Origin of the sequence: Nocardia salmonicida (assembly GCF_036142455.1) — a bacterium.
Taxonomy (GTDB): Bacteria; Actinomycetota; Actinomycetes; order Mycobacteriales; family Mycobacteriaceae; genus Nocardia; species Nocardia salmonicida.
The window spans coordinates 987342-1007799 of record NZ_CP108014.1; the positions used below are offsets into that span (position 1 = coordinate 987342).

Genomic DNA, 20458 nt, shown 5'->3' on the forward strand with positions numbered 1-20458 from the left:
CCGGTTCTGTCGGTGGGGGTGCCTAGACTCATGCGCGTGAGTTCACCGACGACTGCGCAGGCATCGACAACGACCACTGCCCCCGATGGCGAGCGGCCTACGCTGCTGCTCCTGGACGGGCATTCGATCGCCTATCGCGCGTTCTTCGCGCTACCGGCGGAGAACTTCAAGACCGTGACGGGTCAGACCACCAACGCGGTGTACGGATTCACCTCGATGCTGATCAATCTGCTGCGCGACGAGAAGCCGAGCCATGTCGCCGCGGCGTTCGACGTGTCGCGCAAGACTTTCCGCACCGAGGCGTACCCCGAGTACAAGGCCAATCGCAGCGCCACCCCCGACGAGTTCCGTGGGCAGGTCGAACTCACCAAGGACGTGCTCGGCGCGATGGGCATTCCGGTGATGGCCATCGACGGCTACGAGGCCGACGATGTGATCGCCACCCTCACCACCCAGGCGATGACCCAGGGCTACCGGGTTCTCATCGTCACCGGCGACCGCGACGCGATCCAGCTGGTCAACGACGACGTCACCGTGCTCTACCCGAAGAAGGGCGTCTCGGATCTCACCCGCTTCACCCCGGCCGAGGTGGAGACCAAGTACGGACTCACGCCCGCCCAGTATCCCGACTACGCGGCCCTGCGTGGCGACCCGAGCGACAATCTGCCCGGCATTCCCGGGGTGGGGGAGAAGACCGCCGCCAAGTGGATCCGCGAATACGGTGACCTCGCCACCCTGGTCGACCGGGTCGATCAGGTGAAGGGCAAGGTCGGCGAGTCGCTGCGCGCGAACCTGTCCAGCGTGGTGCTCAACCGCCAGCTCACCGAGATGGTGCGCGAGGTACCGCTGCCCTACAGCCCCGATCAGCTGGCCAAGGCGCCGTGGGACCGCGACAAGATCCACCAGCTCTTCGACGACCTCGAGTTCCGGGTCCTGCGCGACCGGCTCTTCGACACCCTCGGTTCCCCCGAGCCGGAAGCCGAATCGGGTTTCGAGATCAGCGGTGGCGCCCTCGATCAGGGCGCGGTCGCCGACTGGCTGGCCGAGCATGCGAAAGCCGGTGTGCGCCACGGCCTCTCGATCGTCGGAACCGGCACCCCGGTGCACGGTGACGCGCGGGCCCTGGCCATCGCCGCGGCCGACGGCGAGGGCGGCTACATCGATCTGACCGTGCTCACCCCCGAGGACGAGACGGCCCTGGCGACGTGGCTGGCAGACCCCGAGGTGCTCAAGGCCCTGCACGAGGCCAAGTCCGCCGGTCACGCCTTGCGCGGGCGCGGCTTCACCCTTGGCGGTCTCGCCACCGACACCGCCCTGTCGGCCTACCTGGTGCGCCCCGGCCAGCGCAGCTTCAATCTCGACGATCTGTCCTTGCGCTACCTCAAGCGCGAACTGCGCGTCGAGACCGGCGACACCGGCCAGCTCTCCCTGCTCGACGACGAGGACACCGTCGCCGCCGATATCGCGCGCGAGGAGATGCTGCGCGCCCGCGCGGTCGCCGACCTGGCCGTGGCCCTCGATACCGAACTCGAGGCGATCGAGTCGACCCCGCTGCTCACGGAGATGGAGCTGCCGCTGCTCGGGGTGCTCGGTCAGCTCGAGGAAGCGGGCATCGCGGTCGACGTCGCCCAGCTCGAAAACCTCCAGCAGCAGTTCGCCGACCGCGTCACCGAGGCGGCGAACTCCGCCTACGACGTGATCGGCAAGCAGATCAACCTCGGCTCGCCCAAGCAGCTGCAGGTGGTGCTGTTCGACGAGCTCGACATGCCCAAGACCAAGCGCACCAAGACCGGCTACACCACCGACGCCGACGCGCTGGAATCGCTGTTCGAGAAGACCGGCCACGCGTTCCTGGAACACCTGCTCGCCCACCGCGACGCGACCCGGCTCAAGGTGACCGTCGACGGCCTGCTCAAGTCGGTGTCCGACGACGGCCGCGTGCACACCACGTTCAACCAGACCATCGCCGCGACCGGTCGCCTGTCCTCGACCGAGCCGAACCTGCAGAACATCCCGATCCGCACCGACACCGGCCGCCAGATCCGCGACACGTTCGTGGTCGGTCCCGGCTTCGCCGAGCTCATGACCGCCGACTACAGCCAGATCGAGATGCGCATCATGGCGCACCTGTCCGGCGACGCCGGTCTGATCGAGGCGTTCAATTCCGGCGAGGACCTGCACACCTTTGTCGCGTCGAAGGCCTTCGACATCCCGATCGCGCAGGTGAGCCCCGAGCTGCGCCGCCGGATCAAGGCCATGTCCTACGGCCTCGCCTACGGTCTCAGTTCCTATGGCCTGAGCGCCCAGCTGAAGATCAGCACGACCGAGGCCAAGGAGCAGATGGACGTCTACTTCGATCGCTTCGGCGGCATCCGCGACTACCTGTCCGACGTCGTCGACCAGGCCCGCAAGGTCGGCTACACCCAAACCCTGTTCGGTCGCCGCCGCTACCTGCCCGACCTGGACTCCAGCAACCGCCAGCGCCGCGAATCCGCCGAACGCATGGCGCTCAACGCCCCCATCCAGGGCACCGCGGCCGACATCATCAAGGTCGCGATGATCAACGTGCAGAACGCGATCCACGACGCCGGACTGCGCTCGCGCATGCTCCTGCAGATCCACGACGAACTCGTCTTCGAGGTGGTCGAGGGCGAACGTGAAGCGCTCGAAGCCCTTGCGCGCGAACAGATGTCAGCCGCGATCGACCTCTCGGTGCCGCTCACCGTCTCCGTCGGCACCGGACGCAGCTGGGATGCGGCCGCGCACTGAGACGGCCCAGACGCCACGATGGGCACCTACCCGTGCGGGTAGGTGCCCATCGTCAGGCAACGCTGATTACGCGTTGACCGTCACCGCATCGTCGGCGATCGAGTAGCTGATCGAGCCGTTCTCGAACTGGCTGATCTTGCCGCCGTCGATGTCCTGCTCGTCGGTGGTCGGGTAGCCCAGTCGGCCGCCCGCGCCGCCTTCGGCTTCCCATGCCAGTCGGATGGCGCCGTACACGGTCTTGGCTCCGGTCGGGAGCTTGAAGTAGATGACTCCGCCGGTGAATTCCTGGAACTTGCCACCGTTGGGGGCGTCCTGCTCTGCCGAGGTCGGCTCACCCAGCGGGCTGGACGCGCCACCGGCTTCGTTGTAGTGATCGCCGATAGCCCCAGTGACTTCGAATGCCATGTCGAACAATTCCTTTCACGCAGTAACAATTGGCCTAGCGGCGGCGACGCTACAGTGCGATCGCCCGTTCCCGGCGGCGACGCGCGGGAGATTCACAATCTGGTCACACTTTATTAGCCAGAGATTCGCTCGGACTCGACGACCGGAACCGGCGCACCGTCCAGGCGGTGCCAGCGAAAACGCTGGACGATAGCTTCGGCGATCGTGCCGGGCTCGTGTTCGGGGACGAAGTGTCCGGCGTCGGGCAACTCGACGACCTGGTGATCGGTGAACGTGCCGCGCATCCGTGGCAGGAACGACGCAGGCCGGAAAGCCATGTCCTTCATGCCCCAGATCAGCAGTGTCGGGGTGGCCGCGAGTCGAGCGGGCACGTCGGTGGCCAGCTGCTCGAGAAAGGGGCGGGCAGCCAGGATCTGTCCGGGCATCGCGGCGATGCCGTGCCTGGCTTCTGGTGAGGGCTGCACCGCGCGATAGTGATCGGCCTCGGCGTCGCTGATCGTGTTCCGCAGCTCACGGAGCAGAAAACGCTCGACGAGCAGGTTGTCACGCAAGATCCGCCGCTGCATCGGCGCGCTGCCCATGACCCGGCTGAACGCCTTCTGCGGCCACGTTTCCGTCGGCCACAACAGGGTGTTGCCGAGCACCAGCCCGCGAACCCGGTCGGCGCGGTCGGCGCCCACCGCGGCACCGATCGGCCCGCCCCAGTCCTGGCCCATGATCACGAACCGGTCGAGTCCGAGATGGTCGACGAGCTCGCCGACGACAGCCGAGTGCTCGGCGATGGTGTAGCCGTAGCCCGGCGGCCGCTCGGACAGGCCGAAGCCCGGGTAATCGACTGCTACGCAACGAAACCGGTCACCCAATCGCATGATGATCTTGCGATAGAGAAAGCTCCACGTGGGGCTGCCGTGGCAGAACAGGAGGGGGATCCCGGAGCCCTCGTCGATGTAGTGCACCCGGCCGGCCGAGGAATCGAACCAGCGGGACTCGAAGGGGTAGAGCGCTTGGTCCGGTGTGAAATCGATCAGCATCGCGTCCGTCCTGTCCGGGGGCTTCGAACCGACCTTACGGACGAAAAGTTCTGCGGTTCACTATCTTCGGTCGAGGCATCGCTGAGACGCTCGCCATGCGTGCGGGGTGACGGGCCCGGACCGACCGCGCGCCGACCGGAGTGTTCCCGGCGACCGGCCGGTGCACGCCCGGGTTCGTCGGATCGGGGCGGGCGTGGCGAACTATGGCAGCATCGGCCCTATGACTGCTGACGTCATCGCGACCCCGCTGCCCGACTGCCCCGATATCGAGCAGGCCTTCGCGATGTCGTGGCCGGTGCGGCTGGGTGATACCGACGGCGACGACCGGTTGCGGCTCGACGCGGTGGCGCGGTATCTGCAGGACATCGGGTTCGATCACCTCGATGCCGTCGAGGACGGCCACACCCATCAGGCGTGGATCGTGCGACGCACTGTGATCGACGTGTACGAGCCGATCGTGTTCGGCGACCGCGTCCAGCTACGTCGCTGGGCCGACGCGCTCTCGAATCGCTGGTGCGACATGCGAATTCAGCTGCGCGGAGAGAAGGGCGGACATATCGAGGCCGCGGCCTTCCTGATCCACATCGACCCGGTGGCCGGCCGGCCCGCCCGGATGAGCGAGGCGTTCATGGCGCCGATGCTGGCCAGCACCACCGAGCACCGCCTCCGCTGGAAAGCGGCCCTCACCGAACTCGACGACCCGCACGTGGAGTCGGTGCCGTTCCCGCTGCGCGTCACCGATGTCGACCGGCTCGGCCACGTCAACAACGCCGTCTACTGGGAAGCGGTCGAGGAGGCGCTCGCGGCGCACCCGGGCAGCCACCGGTTGCCGTATCGGGCGATCGTCGAACACGTCGGCCCGGTGATGATGGGCGACAAGGTGGTATTGCGGACGAGCTCGCAGCCCGACAGCCTGCGCGTGCAGGTCGATGTCAACGGTTCGGCGCGGGCTCTCGCCTCGGTCGACCCCCTGCCGGGGCGCTGATCGAGCAGCGGCGGCGATGTCGTCGAAAATCTAGGGCGCGCTGAGGCTTTCGCCCGCGATACCGCGCTGCGAACGGCTTCAGCGCTCGCGGGCCACCAGCGATGCCGACCCGCCGGTCAGATCCACCCGATCTCGCGGCGGCGCACCCTCCGACGGGTTCTCCCGGTGCATGAGCGTGCTCTGGCGCTGCTCGAACTCGTGGTGCTTGGACCCCTGGAACATCGCGGTGAGATGTTCGAATCCGGTAGCCGACGCGACCGTGCCTCCACGCTTGCGCGTCCACGGCAGAAAACGTGTCCCGGTGACCCGGTTGATCGCCACCTCGACGAACGCCAACAGGACCAGCAGACACGCGAGCCCGGGAATCGTCATCGCCATGAGCAGACCCATACCCGATACGGTACCCATCGCTGTCACCGGGGGCGATGTTACCGATCCTGAGCTGCGGTGATGGTACTCACCAGTAGACACTCCGGGCGGTGAACCAGGTTGCGGTTTCGAGGCGATCGCCCTATTCTCGACTGCGTGCCGAATCCCGCCCGCTGTGCCGCGCTGCTAGTCGCTGACCGCGACCTCGCGGTCGCTGCTGCGCAGACCGCGCAGGTAGCTTCACGGCGAATTCTTCTCGTAGTAATCCGCCGTAGCGGGGTCTGATTCGGACCAGCCCCTACGCTGCGGGCTGCTTTTCATCGTTCTGCTGGTCCCACCCTGCCAACGAAGACATCTTCGGGAAGACCTCACCTGCAATGACGCTGACACTGGACCATGCCCTGTTCGACGCCGCCCCCAAGGGCCTGCGCGCCGAGCTCACCGACCTCGACCCCGCCGCCTTCCTCGACCGGTACACCCGCGCCGACGGATCCATCGCGCTTCGCGAATGGTCTTGTTCCGGAACGGATTTCACCGCCACCCTGGAATTCGCCGACCACCTTCGCACCGTCATCGCCACCGGCAGCCCCGTTGCCGCGATGACCTCCGCGCTCTACGACGAGGGCTACCCCCTCGAGATCCTGCGCTTCCACCAGCGCCCGACCACCGACGGCATCGCCACGTTCATGCACTGCGAGATCAACGGCAGGCGTGGCTGGGCGGTGGCGACAGCCGCCGACAGCGCGGAATCGACCGTGCGCGCCATGATCGCCGGCGTCAACCTGCTCGCGGGCTGACACCACACGAACACACAAGGGCCCGTTCACCGCGAAAGGTGAACGGGCCCTGTGCGTTGCGTCCGAAGTACGCGGCGCCGAACTACTCGGCGGGAGTGGACTCCTGCTGCTCGGCGATCTGCTTGCGGACCTCGTCCATGTCCAGGTCCTTGATCTGGGTCACCAGATCCTCGAGCGCGGCAGGCGGCAGCGCGCCGGGCTGGGCGAAGACGAGCACGCCCTCGCGGAAGGCCATGATGGTCGGGATCGACTGGATGTTGGCGGCAGCGGCGAGTCCCTGCTCGGCCTCGGTATCGACCTTGCCGTAGACGACGTCGGTGTGCTTTTCCGACGAGGTCTCGTAGGTCGGCGCGAAACTGCGGCACGGACCGCACCAGGAAGCCCAGAAATCGACGAGGACCACGTCGTTTCCGGTGATGACTTCGTCGAAGTTCTGCTGGGTCAGCGTCTGGGTGGCCATGACGTCCTCTCCTTGTCGGTGTCCTCGGCTGTAACGCCGCGGCGTCCTACTATCTTCCCCCGATCGCGCGACGCTCCGGCCGTCACGGCCCGGTCGGGCAGCGAATCCGCACTACAGCGGCCAGAAATTCGGTCCCGGCCGCGTGTCAGTACCGCCCGCGTGGTCACCGCTGGGCGGGTCCGCGCGAAGATAGCGGAGTGAACGCGACGAAGGCGAGCCTGCGACTCGGAGTGATCGACGGCGACGGAATCGGCCCCGAGGTGGTGGCCGCGACCCGTGCGGTCGTCGACGAGGCGATCGGCGCGGCCGGGCTCGCCCCGGTGCAGTGGGTTCCGCTGGTGATCGGGCACGACGCGATCGCCGCCTACGGCAACCCGCTGCCGGAACAGACGCTGGCAGCCCTCGAGGATCTCGACGCCTGGATCCTCGGCCCCCACGACAACGCCTCCTACCCGTCGGACATGCGGGTGGCACCGGGCGGCGTCATCCGCAAACGCCTCGAGCTCTACGCGAACATCCGCCCCGCCGTCGCGTTCACCGGGGTGCGCGCGATGGCGCCCGATATCGATCTGGTGATCGTTCGGGAGAACAGCGAGGGCTTCTACGCCGATCGCAACATGTTCGCCGGCTCGGGGGAGTTCCGTCCCACCGAGGACGTGGCGATGGCGGTCGCGGTGATCACGCGCCAGGCGTGCGAGCGGATCGCGCATCAGGCGCTGCGCCTGGCGCAGGGTCGGCGCAAGCGGGTCACCGTGGTGCACAAGGCCAATGTGCTGCCGATGACGACCGGCCTGTTCCGTGACGTCTGCTACGCGGTGGCCGAGCAGTATCCGGAGGTGACCGTCGACGACGAACACGTCGACGCGATGGCGGCGCACCTGGTGCGCTCACCCGCCGAGTACGACGTGATCGTCACCGAGAACCTGTTCGGCGACATCCTCTCGGACCTGGCCGGTGAGCTCAGCGGTTCCCTCGGCATGGCGGCCTCGCTCAACTGCTCCGACACGCGCGCGATGGCACAGGCCGTGCACGGCGCGGCGCCGGGTCTGGCCGGACATAATCGAGCCAATCCCGCCGCGCTGCAATTGTCGGCGGCAATGCTGTTGCGCTGGTTGGCAGTTCGGGACGACAATCGTTTTCTCCATGATGCCGCCGACCGGATTACCCGCGCCGTGGCGGCGACGTTCGCGGCCGGAATCGCGACCGCGGATCTCGGCGGACTGGCTTCCACCAGCGAATTCACCGAACAGGTCAGTGCCCGTGTGCACCGGAGGTGAAGGGACCCCTTTCACATCGGCTGATTAATCTTCGGTTACTGTCGCACCACGCTGTGTCCGGTTCGCATACATTGCCAAACAGGCGCTGACACGTGGCCGGCGTCGACGTGAAATGTGGAGGCTCCTTTGTCTGTTCGAACTGTCCTCGGCCGTGGCGCCGTGCGGCTGCTGTGTACCGTCGCCGGCGGTGCCTTGTTGTTGACCGGCTGCGCCGAGAACACCGAGGGCGACGGCGCCTCGGTGGACAAGGTGTCGGTGGAGAAGGTCGACGCGCTCGCCGCGGCGGTCCCCGACAAAGTGAAGCAGGCAGGCAAGTTGGTCGTCGGCGTGAACGTGCCGTACCAGCCGAACGAGTACAAGGACGCGAGCGGCAAGATCGTCGGCTTCGATGTGGACCTCCTCGATGCCGTCGCGAGCACCCTCGGACTGAAGGTCGACTATGTCGAATCCTCGTTCGAGAAGATCATTCCCGCCATTCAGGCAGGGACCTACGACGTGGGTATGTCCTCGATCACCGATTCGCGCGAACGGGAGCAGCAGGTCGATTTCACGACCTATTTCTCCGCGGGGATCCAGTGGGCCCAGCAAACCGGTAAAACGATCGATCCGAACAATGCGTGCGGCCTGAAAGTCGCCGTACAGGCCACTACGGTCGAGCACACCGACGAGATTCCCGCCAAGAGCGCCAAGTGCGTCGCCGAGGGTAAGCCCGCTATCGATATGAAGGCATTCGACGAGCAGAGCGCCGCGACCAACGCATTGATGCTCGGCCAGGTCGACGCGATGTCGGCCGATTCCCCGGTGACCGCGTACGCGATCAAGCAGAGCGAAGGCAAGATCGAGTCGGCGGGCCCGCTGTTCGACTCCGCGCCCTACGGCTGGGCCGTGCAGAAGACCTCGCCGCTGGCGGTGTCGTTGCAGAAGGCGCTGCAGCACCTGATCGACAACGGCAAGTACGGCGAGATCACCACCAACTGGGGTGTGCAGGACGGTCAGATCAAGACCTCGGTGATCAACGGTGCAGTGAGCTGACGTGACCGACGAGAAAGACACGGTGGAGGTGCCCGGACCGGGCACCGAACCCGAACCGATCAAAGCGGTCCCGCTGCGCAGGCCGGGCCGCTGGATCGCGGCGGCAATCATCCTGATCCTGGTGGGATTGTTCGTCTACGGTGCTGCTACCAATCCCGCCTACCGGTGGGATACCTACGGCAAATATCTGTTCGACACCCGCATCACCCAGGGTGCGATCGTCACCCTGGAACTCACCGTGCTCGCGATGGCGATCGCGGTGGGTCTGGGTACGGTGCTGGCGGTGATGCGCCTGTCGCCGAACCCGGTGCTGCGCACGGCCGCGTGGATCTACCTGTGGATCTTCCGTGGCACTCCGGTGTTCGTGCAGTTGGTGTTCTGGGGTCTGGTTCCCTCGCTGTACAAGCAGATCGACCTCGGCGTGCCGTTCGGTCCGCAGTTCTTTCACCTCGACGTGCAGAACCTGCAGGCCGCGTTCCTGTTCGCGGTGATCGGCCTCGGTCTCAACGAGGCCGCGTACATGGCCGAGATCGTGCGCGCGGGCATCAACTCCGTCGGCGAGGGTCAGCGCGAAGCGTCGGTGGCGCTGGGTATGTCGTGGACGCAGACCATGCGCCGCACGGTGCTGCCGCAGGCCATGCGGGTGATCATCCCGCCCACCGGCAACGAGCTGATCGGCATGCTCAAGACGACCTCGCTGGTCACCGCGATTCCCTTGAGCACCGACCTGTTCGGCCGCGCCCGTGACATCTACGGCGTGAACTTCCAGCCGATCCCGCTGCTGCTCGTCTGTGCCACCTGGTACCTCGCGATCACCAGCGTCCTCATGGTCGGCCAGTACTACTTGGAGCGCTATTACTCGCGCGGTGCCACCCGGCAGCTGACGGCCAAGCAGCTCCAGGAACTGGCCACGGCGCAGGCGGCGGTGAAGGCGAAATGACCGAACCACAAGTGGCAGTCCCGCCGATGGTGCTGGCCGACCGGGTGTGCAAGAACTTCGGCGCGCTGCAGGTGCTCAAGGGCATCTCGCTCGAGGTGCAGCGCGGCAAGGTGCTCACCCTGGTCGGGCCGTCCGGCTCGGGCAAGTCGACGTTCCTGCGGTGTATCAATCACCTCGAGCAGGTGAACGCGGGCAGGCTCTATGTCGACGGCGATCTCGTGGGCTACCGGGAGAAGAACGGCAAGCTCTACGAGATGCACGAGCGCGATGCCGCGGTGCAGCGTCGCGATATCGGCATGGTGTTCCAGCATTTCAACCTGTTCCCGCACCGTACGGCGTTGGAGAACGTGATCGAAGCGCCCATCCAGGTGCGCGGGATCCGCAAGTCCGAGGCGATCGCCAGGGCCGAGGACCTGCTCGAGCGAGTCGGGCTCTCGGCCAAGCGCAATGCCTACCCCGCGCAGTTGTCCGGCGGTCAGCAGCAGCGCGTCGCCATCGCGCGAGCGCTGGCGATGGATCCCAAGCTGATGCTGTTCGACGAGCCGACCTCGGCGCTGGACCCCGAGCTGGTCGGTGAGGTGCTCGCGGTGATGCGGGAGCTGGCCGATTCGGGCATGACCATGCTGGTGGTGACCCACGAGATGGGCTTCGCCCGCGAGGTCGCCGACGAACTGGTGTTCATGGATGCCGGTGTGGTGGTGGAGTCGGGTCCGCCGCGTGAACTGCTGGCCAACCCACAACAGGAGCGGACCAAGGCTTTCCTGTCACGTCTGCTCTGACTGTCCCGCCCTTCCCGCGTATTTCGGCCGGACTGTGTTCTTGCGAGATCAGTTGACCCCCTGAGGTTTTCTCAGGGGGTTTCCTGGTTCTTCAGGCGTTCCAACGAGACCTGGGCCTGGGCGATGCGGCGGATGGCGGCCAGTGCGGTGTCGCCGAGGACGGTGAGTACGACGACCGCGTCGATGATGTCGTCGCGTCCGCCCGCGGACAGGGCCGACGCCACGTCGTTCTCCGCGACCGCGCGGGTGCTGTCGAAATAGGTGGGCAGGGTGGTGGTAGCCCAGTCCCGGTAGCCGAGTTGGGCGAGTCGAACGATCACGCCGGTAAGGGTGTCGATGGCCTGTGGGCTGGGTTTCATGTCCCAGCCGCGCCGGTCCATCTCCGTGCGCACGGCCTCGTACGCACGGTCCCATTCGGCATCGTGGGCGGCGGGCACGGGTGTGGACAGACTGTCCTGCGTCACCCCGAGCACATGGAACAGGGGCATCTCGGGGGAGTCGATCGCGGCGAGGACATCGGAGACGGTGGCGACCGGTATCCCGCCCACCTCGATCAGCGCGCGGATCAGGCGCAGTCGGCGCAGGTGGTCTTCGCCGTAGCTGGCCTGGTTGGGGCTGCTGCGTTCACCCGCGGGCAGTAGTCCCTCACGCAGGTAGTACTTGATGGTGGCCACCGCGATGCCGCTGCGTTCACTCAACTCCGAGATTCGCACTCTTACCTCCGTTGTGTTCCTACCCCTTGCCTACGTCACCCATAGCGGATAGTCTAGCTATCCATAACGGATAGTATAGCTATCTATCTCTGGGAGATTTCAATGTCAGTCCTGACCGTTCCCTCGCTGCCCCGCCCCCAAGCTCCTCTGCATCGACCACTGATGTATTTCGCTGCCGTCAACGCCGCGCTCGTCGTGGTCGGCCTGATCGGGATGCTGGTCGACGACCGGATGATCGCCGGGTCGACCGCCTGGTTCAAGCCGACCAAGTTCGCGATCTCGTTCGTTTTCTACGGCGTGGCGCTGGCGTGGTTGATGTCGTTGCGGCCCAAGCCTTCTCGGCTCGCCTCGGGGATGGCCACGGTGATCGTGATCGCCGGGGTGATCGAACAGGCGATCATCTTCGGACAGGTGATCCGCGGGACTCGCAGCCACTACAACACGACCACCGCCCTGGACGGCACCCTCTGGGTGATCATGGGATCCACCATCCTGATCCTGTTCCTGGCAACCCTGGTGATCGGGATCGGACTGATGCGCGCACGCCTCGGTGACGCCTCGATCACCTGGTCGATTCGTCTCGGCATCGCGATCACCTTGGTCGGGTTGGCGCTGGGAAATCTGATGCCGCAACAGGAATCCGGCGTCGAGGGAATCGCGGGCGCGCACACGGTGGGAGCGCCCGACGGTACGCCCGGCATGCCGCTGACCGGGTGGAGCACGACCAACGGCGACCTGCGCATTCCGCACTTCTTCGGCATGCACGCCCTCCAGGCGCTGCCGTTGCTCGCGGCACTGCTGGTTGTGTTGGCGCCACGGATTCCGCTGCTGCGATCGGTGCGTGTCCGGCTCGGCTTGATCATCACCGCGTCGGCGGGTTACGCGGCGGTGCTCGCGCTGGTCACCTGGCAGGCGCTGCGTGGGCAGCCGTTGATCCACCCCGATCGGGCCACGCTCACCGTTGCGGCTGCGATCGTCACCGGAGTTGTTGTCGGAGTAATGATCTCGGTCGCGAGCGCGGCCGGCAATCGAAAGGTAGCCACCGCATGAGCACGCTGTTCGACCTGTCATTCTTCGTCACAGTGCCGTTCTGGGCGTTGATGATCTTCGCCCCGACCTGGCGCTGGACCCGCACGATCATCTCCTCACTGTGGATCGTGCTGGTGCCCTTGGTGGTGTGGGCGATCGTCGCGGTGCCGGTATTGGGCGCGATGTGGTCGCTGGTGACATCGCCGTCCTTGACCGCCATCACCGAGGCCGCTGCCGACCCCGCTGTGCTCACCGCACTGTGGGCGCAGATCATCGCGTGGGATCTGTTCCTCGGACGCTGGATCTACCTCGACAGCCGCGAGCGCAACGTCCATCCGCTGCTCATGGGCCCGCTGCTGGTCGGCACAATCCTGTTGTCGCCCATCGCTTTCCCGATCTATCTGCTCGTCCGTGAGGTCGTACGGCGCTCGCAGGTCGGGAGCTCTGCTGTGGCACAGGCAGATCCGGTCGGGGCTTAGCCGCCGTGAGCCTGGCCTACGGCGTCGGTTGACAGTGACGGGCCGCTACAACGGCATCAGGCGATGTTTGCGGGGCGCCTGCTCGATGTGCTTGTCACCGAGCAGGCGCAACGCTTTACGGATTTCCAGGCGGGTGCTCGAGGGCTCGATGACCGCGTCGATATAGCCGCGTTCGGCGGCGATCCACGGGGTGGCGACGGCGGCGTTGTAGAAGTCGACCATCTGCTGACGCACAGCGGGCCGGTCGGCCTCGGGAACGGCGGCGAGCTGTTTGCGCTGGGTCAGGCCCACGGCGGCTTCGGCGCCCATCACGGCGATCCGCGCGGTGGGCCACGCGAGGTTGATGTCGCCACCGAGTTGCTTGCACCCCATCACCGCGTAGCCGCCGCCGTAGGCCTTGCGGACCACGACGGTGACGATCGGAACGGTCGCCTCGACCACCGCGTAGAAGAACCGGCCGCCACGTTTGATGACGCCGATCTTCTCCTCCTCGACCCCGGGCAGCACGCCCGGAGTGTCGACGACGAACACCAGCGGAATGTCGAACGCGTCGCAGAGGCGGATGAAGTGCGCGGCCTTGTCCGACCCGCGCGCATCGATCGCGCCGCTGGCCACCAGCGGCTGATTGGCGACGACACCCACGCTGCGCCCGTCGACCCGCGCGAATCCGGTGATCAGGTTGCGGGCGGCGCCGTCGCCGATCTCGTGGAACTCCCCGTCGTCGAAGATCCGGAGCAGCACCTCGTACATGTCGTAGCCCCTGCGATCGGAATCCGGTATCAGCGCGTCGAGTTCGCGATCGGAGTCGGTGATCTCCGGTTCCAGACCGGGATTCACCAGCGGCGCACGCTCGTAGCAATTAGACGGCATGAAGCTCAAATAGGTACGCGCCCACTCGAATGCGGACTTCTCGTCCACCGCCACATGGTGGATATTGCCGTTGTGCGCCTGGTTGAACGCGCCGCCGAGCTCGTCGAGGGTCACTTCCTCGCCGGTGGTCTCGCGAATGACGTCGGGACCGGTGACGAACATGTACGCCGACTCGGTCGCGATCAGCACATCGGTATTGATCGGCGAATACACCGCGCCCGCAGCACATTTTCCCAGCATCACCGACACCTGCGGCACCACCCCGGATAGCCGGGTCTGGCGCCTGCTCATCTCCGCGTACCAGGCCAGCGAGGTGACCGCGTCCTGTACCCGCGCACCGCCGGAGTCGTTGATCGCCACGAACGGGCAGGCGATATCGGCCGCCAGATCCATCGCCATCGCGACCTTGCGCCCGAACATCTCACCCACCGATCCGCCGAACACGGTCTGGTCGTGGGCGATCACCACCACCGGTCGCCCGTCGATCCTGCCGTGTCCGGTGACGACGCCGTCACCGTAGAGACCGTCGGCCGCGCCCGGCTGTTTCACCAGCGCGCCGATTTCGGTGAAACTGCCCTGGTCGAGAAGTATTTCGATGCGTTCGCGTGGGCCGGGTATTCCTTTCGCCGCACGCTTGGCGATTCCCGCATCCCCCGCGGGTTCCCGCGCCGCCGTCAGATTGTCCCGCAGCTCTTGCAGTTTCGCAGCAGTAGTCGACTCCACCACGCACGCCCTTCCTCGTCCTGGTCGAGCTCTCCTTCATCGGTTAGCCAAAGCGTAGCGCTGACGCCCGCGCCGACATCAGCGGCACGGCGGACCGATCCTTGACGAATCACGAGTCGTACCGTGGGTGGGGTGAACAAGCCGACCCGATACGGAGCCATCGCCTTCTCCGCGGCCACCGCGCGCCGCCAGCACAGTGGTGGTGGTTTCACCGTCCACGGCAGGCGGATGGCCGACGGCGCCGACATCGGCGAACCCGAAGAACTGGAGCCGCAAGTGGCGGGCCTGATCCGGGCGGCCGACGCGTTCTACCTCGCGACCGTCACCGGCTCCGGCTGGCCCTACATCCAACATCGCGGCGGTCCAACGGGTTTCGTGCACGTACTCGACGCCGCGACCATCGCGTGGGCCGAATACTCGGGTAACAACCAGTTCGTCACACTGGGCAACCTCGACACAGACGATCGGGTCGCGCTGTTCTTCATCGATTACCCGACCCGCACCAGGGTCAAGATCTTCGGCCGGGCCGAAGTCGTCGAACGCGCCGACGATCCCGAGCTCCTCGACCGACTCCTGACCACCTCGGCGGGCCCGATCGACGTGCGCTCGGACCGGGCGTTCGTGGTGCGGATCGAAGCGTTCGACCGCAACTGCACCAAGAACATCACTCCCCGTTACCGCACCGAGTGGATCCAGCACTACGCCCGCGCCGGCCGCGCTCCACTCGAAGCCGAAATCGACCGCCTCCGACACCGCAACGCCGAGCTCGAAGCCGAAATCGCCCGTCTGAAATCCACGTCCTGACCGGCCGCGCCTCCCGGGCGACGGCTCAGGCGTGACCACCGAAGGCGATGCGCAACTGCCCGAGCAGCACCTTCGCCGCCGGGCCGGGCGGGGGATCGGTGCGCCAGGCCAGGGCCAGTCGGCCGTGGATGGTGGGCTCGACGATGTCGAGGGTTCGCACGCCGAAGGCGTCTGCTTCGGCGGGGGTGAGGGCGGGGACGATGGCGGTTCCCAGTCCGCGCGCAGCGAGTTCGAGCAGTAGCGGGGGAGCGGCGGCCTCGAAGGCGATGTCCGGCGTGAAACCGGCTGCGGCACAGGAACGTTCGAAGACCCCGCGCAGGCCGGTGCCCCGGGTCAGGCAGATGAGGCGGCGATCGGCGAGGTCCTGCAAGGCGATAGCGCCAGCCGATTCGGCGGGGTCGACGGGTGCGTCGCGAGCGACGGCGGCGACGAGTGCGGTGTGCAGGATCACGTGCAGGCCGATGCTGGAATCTGTGGGGGCGCCGGTCAATCCGGTCAGTGCGATATCGAGCTCGCCGTGCTCGACGGCGGCGAGCATCCGTTCGGCGGTGTCCTCGGTGAGGCTGATCCCGACCTGCGGATGGTCGTGGTGGAAATCGGCGAGCACCCCGGCCACGTCGAAGACCTCCGACGCCGCCCCGGAGATCATGCCGACCCGAACCTGCCCGCGCAGCAAGCCCGTGAACTCCCCGACGGTATCCCCGATTCGATCGGCGGCGGCCAGGGCGGCACGCGCGTGCTCGAGCACGGCGGCCCCGACGTCGGTCAGCGCCACGGTGCGAGCGCCGCGGTCGAGCAGGCGCTGTCCGAGTTCGCGTTCGAGTTGCCGGATCTGAGTGCTGAGGCCGGGCTGGGACAAGTGCAGCCGCTCGGCGGCCCTGGTGAACCCGCCTTCGTCGACGACCGTCACGAAGTAGCGCAGCTGCCGCAGTTCCATAACTATCAATTATAGGTAGGAGAAGATCTATCTCTTGTACTTATTCTTCCGGTCGGCGCAGAGTCGAAGACATGACCGATATCGCAACGAAGTTCGCTGGTCCCGTATTCACGCCGGACGACCCCGGGTACGCCGAGGAGGTCGCCGGCTTCCAAACCGCCTACACGCACCGTCCGGCGTTCGTGGTCGGCGCCCTGCACAGCCAGGACGTGCGTGCCGCGGTGGAGTTCGCCGCACGGCACGCGCTGTCGGTCGCTGTGCAGGCGACCGGACACGGTTTGTCGGTCGCTGTCGACGGTGGGGTGCTCATCACGACCGGACGCATGGACAACATCACCATCGACCCGCAGGCTCGGACCGCCCGCGTCGGTGCCGGGGTGCGCGCGGGTGCTTTGGTCGAGGCGGCCGCTCGACACGGGCTGGCGCCTTTGAACGGGTCGTCACCGTCGGTGGGCGTCGTCGGGTATGTGCTCGGCGGCGGGCTCGGACTGCTGGCGCGTGAATTCGGCTATGCCGCTGATCATGTCCGGCGCATCGAGCTCGTGACCGCCGACGGCCGGGTGCGCTCGCTCGGCCCGGACGACGAATTGTTCGGGGCGGTACTGGGCTCGGGTGGGAACTTCGGTGTGGTGACCGGGCTCGAACTCGACCTCGTCCCCGTCGCCGAAATCTACGGTGGTCAGTTGGTTTTCGACGCGCCGCTCGTCGATTCGGCGCTGGCGGCGTGGCGGGAATGGACCGCGACCGTGCCGAGCGAGCTGACCTCGACGATCGCGGTGGTGACCTATCCCGATATCCCGCCCGTGCCGGAATCGCTGCGCGGCCGCCACGTTGCCTCGATTCGGATCGCCTTCGACGGGACGACCGAGGAAGGGGAACAGTGGGTGGCGCCGTTGCGGCGGATCGGACCTCGTCTACACGAGGACCTACGGACGATGCCCTACGCCGAATCGCACACCATCCACAGCGATCCGCCTTTCCCCCACGCCTATGCCGCGACCAATGCGCTGCTCGCGGAGCTGACGCCGCAGGGCCTGTCCGCGCTGCGCGCGTTGACCGCTCCGGGCGGTCAGGTCGACGCGGTGATCGACATCCGCCATCTCGGCGCAGCCCTCCGGCACGGCGGCCCGGCGTCGATCGATCATCGGAACGCCGAATTCATCGTGCGGGTGATCACCGGACCTGGTGCGGGCGACGCCGCGCCCGAAGGGCTGGCCGCCGTTCGAGAAGCGTTGGCGCCGTGGACGATCGGACACAGCCTCGCGTTCCTCTACGGCGCGGGCGGTGCGGCGGACGCGGCCCAGACCGCGGCCGGGTACTCCCCGGACACCTACCGCTGGCTGACGGCGGCGAAGGCGAAATACGACCCGCGGAACATGTTTCGGGCCAACCGCAACATCGCCCCCGGTTCCTAGCGCCCCTTGCCCGTCCTCCCGATATCTACTATCTTAGTGATATCACTCAGATATCGGGAGGATGTCATGGAGCTGCGGTCCGCATTCCGCGCCAACGGATTCGTCGTCGTGCTGGGGTGGCTGGTGTTCACCCTGTTGTTCGGCGGCGCTGCCGTTCTCGCGTTCATCTCCGCCACCCAGCACAACGGTGGCGCACTGGCCTGGACCGGCGCGGTCGCCGCCGTCGTCGTGATCCTTGTCGTGTGGTTGCTCGCCACCGGGCTGATCATCGTCAACCCCAACGAGGCCAAGGTCGTCACCTTCTTCGGCCGCTACATCGGCTCGGTCAGTGACCCGGGGTTCTTCTCGGTGGTCCCGCTCACCGACCGCAAATCCATCTCACTGCGGGTGCGTAACTTCGAAACCCAGAAGCTCAAGGTCAACGACGCCGACGGCAACCCCGTCGAGATCGCGGCCGTCGTCGTCTACAAGGTGGTCGACAGCTTCAAGGCCGCCTTCGCCGTCGACGACTACGAGGAATACGTCGAGACCCAGTCCGAGGCCGCCGTGCGTCACCTCGCCACCACCCACCCCTACGACGCCCACGACGACGCCCGTACCAGCCTGCGCGACGGCGCCGAGGTCGCCGAGGAACTGACCGTCGAGTTGCGCGAGCGCACTCTCACCGCGGGTATCGAGGTCATCGAGGCTCGCATCACCCACCTCGCCTACGCCCCGGAGATCGCCCAGGCCATGCTCGTTCGCCAGCAGGCCGCCCAGGTCGTCGCGGCCCGCACCCAGATCGTCGAGGGCGCTGTCGGCATGGTCGCCCTCGCGCTCGATCGCCTCGCCGAACAGGGCACCGTCGAACTCGACGAGGAGCGCAAGGCCAACATGGTCTCCAACCTGCTCGTCGTCCTCTGCGGCGACCGCGCCACCCAGCCGGTCGTCAACGCCGGATCCCTCTACTCCTGAGCCGCCCGATGACCCAGCCGAAGAGGGACCCCAAAAAGATCCTGCTGCGGCTCGACCCGGCCGTCCACGAGGCAATAGCCAAGTGGGCGGCCGACGACCTGCGCAGCATCAACTCCCAGATCGAATACGCCCTGCGCCTGGCCCTCGACCAAGCGGGCCGAAAGCCGAAGCGGGACTAGCGGATCGATCGCACGGCCGATCAGCCGACTCCGAGGACGCGAGACAGGAGGCGTTGGCGGGTTCGGGTGTCGGATTTGGCGAGGATGGCTTTGACGTGGTCGTTGATCGTGTGTTCGGACAGGAACAACTCCGTGGCCAGCTCGTGGGAATCCAGGCCGGTCGCCAAGAGCGTCAGGACCTGGGATTCGCGGGTGGAGAGGCCGTGGGCTCGGGCGAACAGGTCGAGGCGTTCGGTGGCGGTGCTCGGTTCCAGGGCCACGGCGATATCGGTGCCGATGCGGTCGGCTTTCACGGTGAGCCAGCGATTGCCACCCAGGTGAACGCGTGACGTGGCGGGGCCGAGGGGCGTGTCCGCCTCGATGGCGAGCAGGGCGGCGGCCGCGTTGTAGACCGAGGCGGGGACAGGCGGCATCGGTTCGTCCGGGGGGAGTAGCCGCAGGAGGGAATCCGCGGCGGCCGCTGTTCGGGCGCGCACTCGCAGGGTGTCGTCGAGGAGTACGACCGCGGGGCCGAGGGGTGGAAGGCGGGCGTCGGATTCGACGAACGTGGCCCCGACGGTACGGCGCAGGCCGACGGTGAGTGTGGAGGTCAGCGTGCTCAGCGCGGTGAGTTCTGCTGTGGTGAAAGGGGATTCGGTGTAGCGGAGCAGTTCGAGAAAGCCCCAGCAGCCATAGCGGTCGGCGAAAGTGATGGTGGCGGAGTCGGTGACGCCGAGATCGCGCTGGGCGGTGCGCCACAGCAGGGACCGGGTCGGGTCGCCGTCGGTCGCGCCGAGCAAAGAGTGGGCGCCGGTGCCGCGCACAGTGTCCCAGCGATTGAGCGGGGTGAGGTAGCGGGCGTGGATCAAGTCCGGCAGGAGCCCGAAGTCGAGGCCGGGGACATCGGCGAGCGGCGCCGTCGCGACCGCGGTGACGGGATCGGTGAGCGCGAAGACGTGACCGGCGAACGGGATCGTCGCGCGGATCTCGACCAGGACGAGTTCACGCAGTCGTTCGGCGGAGTGATCGGCGCGGCACAGACGGCCGATCCGGTCGGCCAAGGTACTCGGCACATGTCCCAGCCTACGGCGAAATCCCCCCAGGATCAGGGATGTTGCGGCGCTCCGGACGGGCCGATGATCGAGATATCCCACTCGGCACGACAACGGAGGCCATCATGACCGTCACCTTGCACATCGACAACACCGTTCGCGACTACGACGACTGGAAGGCCGCGTTCGACCAGTTCGAGCGGTTCCGCGCCGACAACGGGGTGCGGGGCTACCGCGTCGGCCGGGTCGCGGATACACCACAGCGGGTGCTCATCGATCTCGATTTCGACGACCGCTCGGCCGCCGAGGCGTTTCGCACCGCGTTGGCGTCCGTGCTCGCCACCCCGCGCAGCCGCGCGATGGTGATCGATCACGAAGCCTGGCTCGTCGATTTGGTCGAAGAGCGCGTTCGTCCCCTGATCGACGCGCCGAGCGCCGCACGGGGACAACCGAAGTCGACAGCGCCGGTAAATTGATCCG

Annotated in this window: 22 protein-coding genes; 14 read left to right on the forward strand and 8 right to left on the reverse strand. The window is 66.8% G+C overall.

All coding sequences use genetic code 11. The features are described 5' to 3' along the window. The first annotated feature begins 30 nt into the window (after window positions 1-30). Window positions 31-2769, forward strand: a complete 2739-nt coding sequence (gene polA / locus OHS03_RS04860; RefSeq protein WP_328661104.1) for a DNA polymerase I — start codon at window positions 31-33, stop codon at window positions 2767-2769. A gap of 66 nt (window positions 2770-2835) precedes the next feature. Here polA and OHS03_RS04865 read toward each other — a convergent pair whose 3' ends face one another. Then, the gene (locus OHS03_RS04865) at window positions 2836-3174 is read right to left on the reverse strand and encodes an LGFP repeat-containing protein (RefSeq protein ID WP_056824593.1); all 339 of its coding nucleotides are present in this window, start codon (window positions 3172-3174) and stop codon (window positions 2836-2838) included. Window positions 3175-3287: 113 nt separating this feature from the next. Further along, on the reverse strand, window positions 3288-4205 hold the full coding sequence (locus OHS03_RS04870) for a haloalkane dehalogenase (RefSeq protein WP_328661106.1): 918 nt from the start codon (window positions 4203-4205) through the stop codon (window positions 3288-3290). 220 nt (window positions 4206-4425) lie between these two features. Here OHS03_RS04870 and OHS03_RS04875 point away from each other — a divergent pair, with 220 nt between their 5' ends. Next, entirely contained in the window at window positions 4426-5190 is a 765-nt protein-coding gene (locus tag OHS03_RS04875) for an acyl-[acyl-carrier-protein] thioesterase (protein ID WP_328661108.1), read from the forward strand. Window positions 5191-5268: 78 nt separating this feature from the next. Here OHS03_RS04875 and OHS03_RS04880 read toward each other — a convergent pair whose 3' ends face one another. Continuing rightward, window positions 5269-5598, reverse strand: coding sequence for a DUF6191 domain-containing protein (locus OHS03_RS04880; protein WP_328661110.1), 330 nt, complete (start codon window positions 5596-5598; stop codon window positions 5269-5271). Window positions 5599-5936: 338 nt separating this feature from the next. Between OHS03_RS04880 and OHS03_RS04885 the strand changes: the two genes are divergently transcribed. Then, on the forward strand, window positions 5937-6356 hold the full coding sequence (locus OHS03_RS04885; protein WP_328661112.1) for a 2-keto-3-deoxygluconate kinase: 420 nt from the start codon (window positions 5937-5939) through the stop codon (window positions 6354-6356). Between the two features lie 82 nt (window positions 6357-6438). On the opposite strand, the gene trxA is transcribed toward OHS03_RS04885, so the two are convergent. Further along, window positions 6439-6816: a thioredoxin gene (gene trxA, locus OHS03_RS04890; protein WP_194828899.1), complete on the reverse strand. Its 378-nt coding sequence runs from the start codon at window positions 6814-6816 to the stop codon at window positions 6439-6441. 197 nt (window positions 6817-7013) lie between these two features. Here trxA and OHS03_RS04895 point away from each other — a divergent pair, with 197 nt between their 5' ends. From OHS03_RS04895 to OHS03_RS04910, 4 genes are all read left to right on the forward strand, one after another. Then, window positions 7014-8093, forward strand: coding sequence for an isocitrate/isopropylmalate dehydrogenase family protein (locus OHS03_RS04895; protein WP_328661113.1), 1080 nt, complete (start codon window positions 7014-7016; stop codon window positions 8091-8093). 126 nt (window positions 8094-8219) lie between these two features. Then, window positions 8220-9125 (forward strand): ABC transporter substrate-binding protein, encoded by a 906-nt coding sequence (locus OHS03_RS04900; protein ID WP_062985500.1) that lies wholly within the window; start codon window positions 8220-8222, stop codon window positions 9123-9125. A gap of 1 nt (window position 9126) precedes the next feature. Further along, a complete protein-coding gene (locus OHS03_RS04905; protein ID WP_056824570.1) occupies window positions 9127-10065 on the forward strand; it encodes an amino acid ABC transporter permease in 939 nt (312 codons plus the stop codon). A 26-nt stretch (window positions 10066-10091) separates the two neighbouring features. Then, complete coding sequence (locus tag OHS03_RS04910; RefSeq protein ID WP_328664092.1) at window positions 10092-10844, forward strand: amino acid ABC transporter ATP-binding protein; 753 nt, start codon at window positions 10092-10094, stop codon at window positions 10842-10844. 71 nt (window positions 10845-10915) lie between these two features. Here the strand turns inward: OHS03_RS04910 and OHS03_RS04915 are convergent, their stop codons facing one another. Beyond that, on the reverse strand, window positions 10916-11557 hold the full coding sequence (locus OHS03_RS04915; RefSeq protein ID WP_328661115.1) for a MerR family transcriptional regulator: 642 nt from the start codon (window positions 11555-11557) through the stop codon (window positions 10916-10918). A gap of 102 nt (window positions 11558-11659) precedes the next feature. Between OHS03_RS04915 and OHS03_RS04920 the strand changes: the two genes are divergently transcribed. Together OHS03_RS04920 and OHS03_RS04925 are read left to right on the forward strand one after the other, a co-directional pair. Further along, on the forward strand, window positions 11660-12607 hold the full coding sequence (locus tag OHS03_RS04920; protein WP_328661117.1) for a hypothetical protein: 948 nt from the start codon (window positions 11660-11662) through the stop codon (window positions 12605-12607). Beyond that, window positions 12604-13065, forward strand: coding sequence for an ABA4-like family protein (locus OHS03_RS04925; protein ID WP_328661119.1), 462 nt, complete (start codon window positions 12604-12606; stop codon window positions 13063-13065). The genes OHS03_RS04920 and OHS03_RS04925 overlap by 4 nt, the downstream gene beginning before the upstream one ends. 45 nt (window positions 13066-13110) lie before the next feature. Here the strand turns inward: OHS03_RS04925 and OHS03_RS04930 are convergent, their stop codons facing one another. Beyond that, window positions 13111-14658: an acyl-CoA carboxylase subunit beta gene (locus OHS03_RS04930; RefSeq protein WP_062985676.1), complete on the reverse strand. Its 1548-nt coding sequence runs from the start codon at window positions 14656-14658 to the stop codon at window positions 13111-13113. Between the two features lie 132 nt (window positions 14659-14790). Between OHS03_RS04930 and OHS03_RS04935 the strand changes: the two genes are divergently transcribed. Then, window positions 14791-15462: a pyridoxamine 5'-phosphate oxidase family protein gene (locus OHS03_RS04935; RefSeq protein ID WP_328661120.1), complete on the forward strand. Its 672-nt coding sequence runs from the start codon at window positions 14791-14793 to the stop codon at window positions 15460-15462. Window positions 15463-15487: 25 nt separating this feature from the next. On the opposite strand, the gene OHS03_RS04940 is transcribed toward OHS03_RS04935, so the two are convergent. Next, window positions 15488-16399: a LysR family transcriptional regulator gene (locus OHS03_RS04940; protein WP_328661123.1), complete on the reverse strand. Its 912-nt coding sequence runs from the start codon at window positions 16397-16399 to the stop codon at window positions 15488-15490. Between the two features lie 71 nt (window positions 16400-16470). Here OHS03_RS04940 and OHS03_RS04945 point away from each other — a divergent pair, with 71 nt between their 5' ends. From OHS03_RS04945 to OHS03_RS04955, 3 genes are all read left to right on the forward strand, one after another. Next, window positions 16471-17814, forward strand: a complete 1344-nt coding sequence (locus OHS03_RS04945; RefSeq protein ID WP_328661124.1) for an FAD-binding oxidoreductase — start codon at window positions 16471-16473, stop codon at window positions 17812-17814. Between the two features lie 66 nt (window positions 17815-17880). Further along, window positions 17881-18768, forward strand: a complete 888-nt coding sequence (locus OHS03_RS04950; protein ID WP_056824543.1) for an SPFH domain-containing protein — start codon at window positions 17881-17883, stop codon at window positions 18766-18768. Between the two features lie 8 nt (window positions 18769-18776). Next, complete coding sequence (locus OHS03_RS04955) at window positions 18777-18947, forward strand: type II toxin-antitoxin system antitoxin (RefSeq protein WP_131816700.1); 171 nt, start codon at window positions 18777-18779, stop codon at window positions 18945-18947. Between the two features lie 20 nt (window positions 18948-18967). Here the strand turns inward: OHS03_RS04955 and OHS03_RS04960 are convergent, their stop codons facing one another. After that, entirely contained in the window at window positions 18968-19999 is a 1032-nt protein-coding gene (locus OHS03_RS04960; RefSeq protein ID WP_328661126.1) for a helix-turn-helix transcriptional regulator, read from the reverse strand. Between the two features lie 104 nt (window positions 20000-20103). Here OHS03_RS04960 and OHS03_RS04965 point away from each other — a divergent pair, with 104 nt between their 5' ends. Next, the gene (locus tag OHS03_RS04965; protein WP_328661128.1) at window positions 20104-20454 is read left to right on the forward strand and encodes a hypothetical protein; all 351 of its coding nucleotides are present in this window, start codon (window positions 20104-20106) and stop codon (window positions 20452-20454) included. The last annotated feature ends 4 nt before the right edge of the window (window positions 20455-20458 follow it).

Coding starts and splice junctions, on each gene's coding strand:
- polA (WP_328661104.1), top strand. CDS start 31: ATGCGCGTGAGTTCACCGACGACTGCGCAGGCATCGACAACGACCACT.
- OHS03_RS04865 (WP_056824593.1), bottom strand. CDS start 3,174: ATGGCATTCGAAGTCACTGGGGCTATCGGCGATCACTACAACGAAGCC.
- OHS03_RS04870 (WP_328661106.1), bottom strand. CDS start 4,205: ATGCTGATCGATTTCACACCGGACCAAGCGCTCTACCCCTTCGAGTCC.
- OHS03_RS04875 (WP_328661108.1), top strand. CDS start 4,426: ATGACTGCTGACGTCATCGCGACCCCGCTGCCCGACTGCCCCGATATC.
- OHS03_RS04880 (WP_328661110.1), bottom strand. CDS start 5,598: ATGGGTACCGTATCGGGTATGGGTCTGCTCATGGCGATGACGATTCCC.
- OHS03_RS04885 (WP_328661112.1), top strand. CDS start 5,937: ATGACGCTGACACTGGACCATGCCCTGTTCGACGCCGCCCCCAAGGGC.
- trxA (WP_194828899.1), bottom strand. CDS start 6,816: ATGGCCACCCAGACGCTGACCCAGCAGAACTTCGACGAAGTCATCACC.
- OHS03_RS04910 (WP_328664092.1), top strand. CDS start 10,092: ATGGTGCTGGCCGACCGGGTGTGCAAGAACTTCGGCGCGCTGCAGGTG.
- OHS03_RS04920 (WP_328661117.1), top strand. CDS start 11,660: ATGTCAGTCCTGACCGTTCCCTCGCTGCCCCGCCCCCAAGCTCCTCTG.
- OHS03_RS04925 (WP_328661119.1), top strand. CDS start 12,604: ATGAGCACGCTGTTCGACCTGTCATTCTTCGTCACAGTGCCGTTCTGG.
- OHS03_RS04940 (WP_328661123.1), bottom strand. CDS start 16,399: ATGGAACTGCGGCAGCTGCGCTACTTCGTGACGGTCGTCGACGAAGGC.
- OHS03_RS04945 (WP_328661124.1), top strand. CDS start 16,471: ATGACCGATATCGCAACGAAGTTCGCTGGTCCCGTATTCACGCCGGAC.
- OHS03_RS04950 (WP_056824543.1), top strand. CDS start 17,881: ATGGAGCTGCGGTCCGCATTCCGCGCCAACGGATTCGTCGTCGTGCTG.
- OHS03_RS04955 (WP_131816700.1), top strand. CDS start 18,777: ATGACCCAGCCGAAGAGGGACCCCAAAAAGATCCTGCTGCGGCTCGAC.
- OHS03_RS04965 (WP_328661128.1), top strand. CDS start 20,104: ATGACCGTCACCTTGCACATCGACAACACCGTTCGCGACTACGACGAC.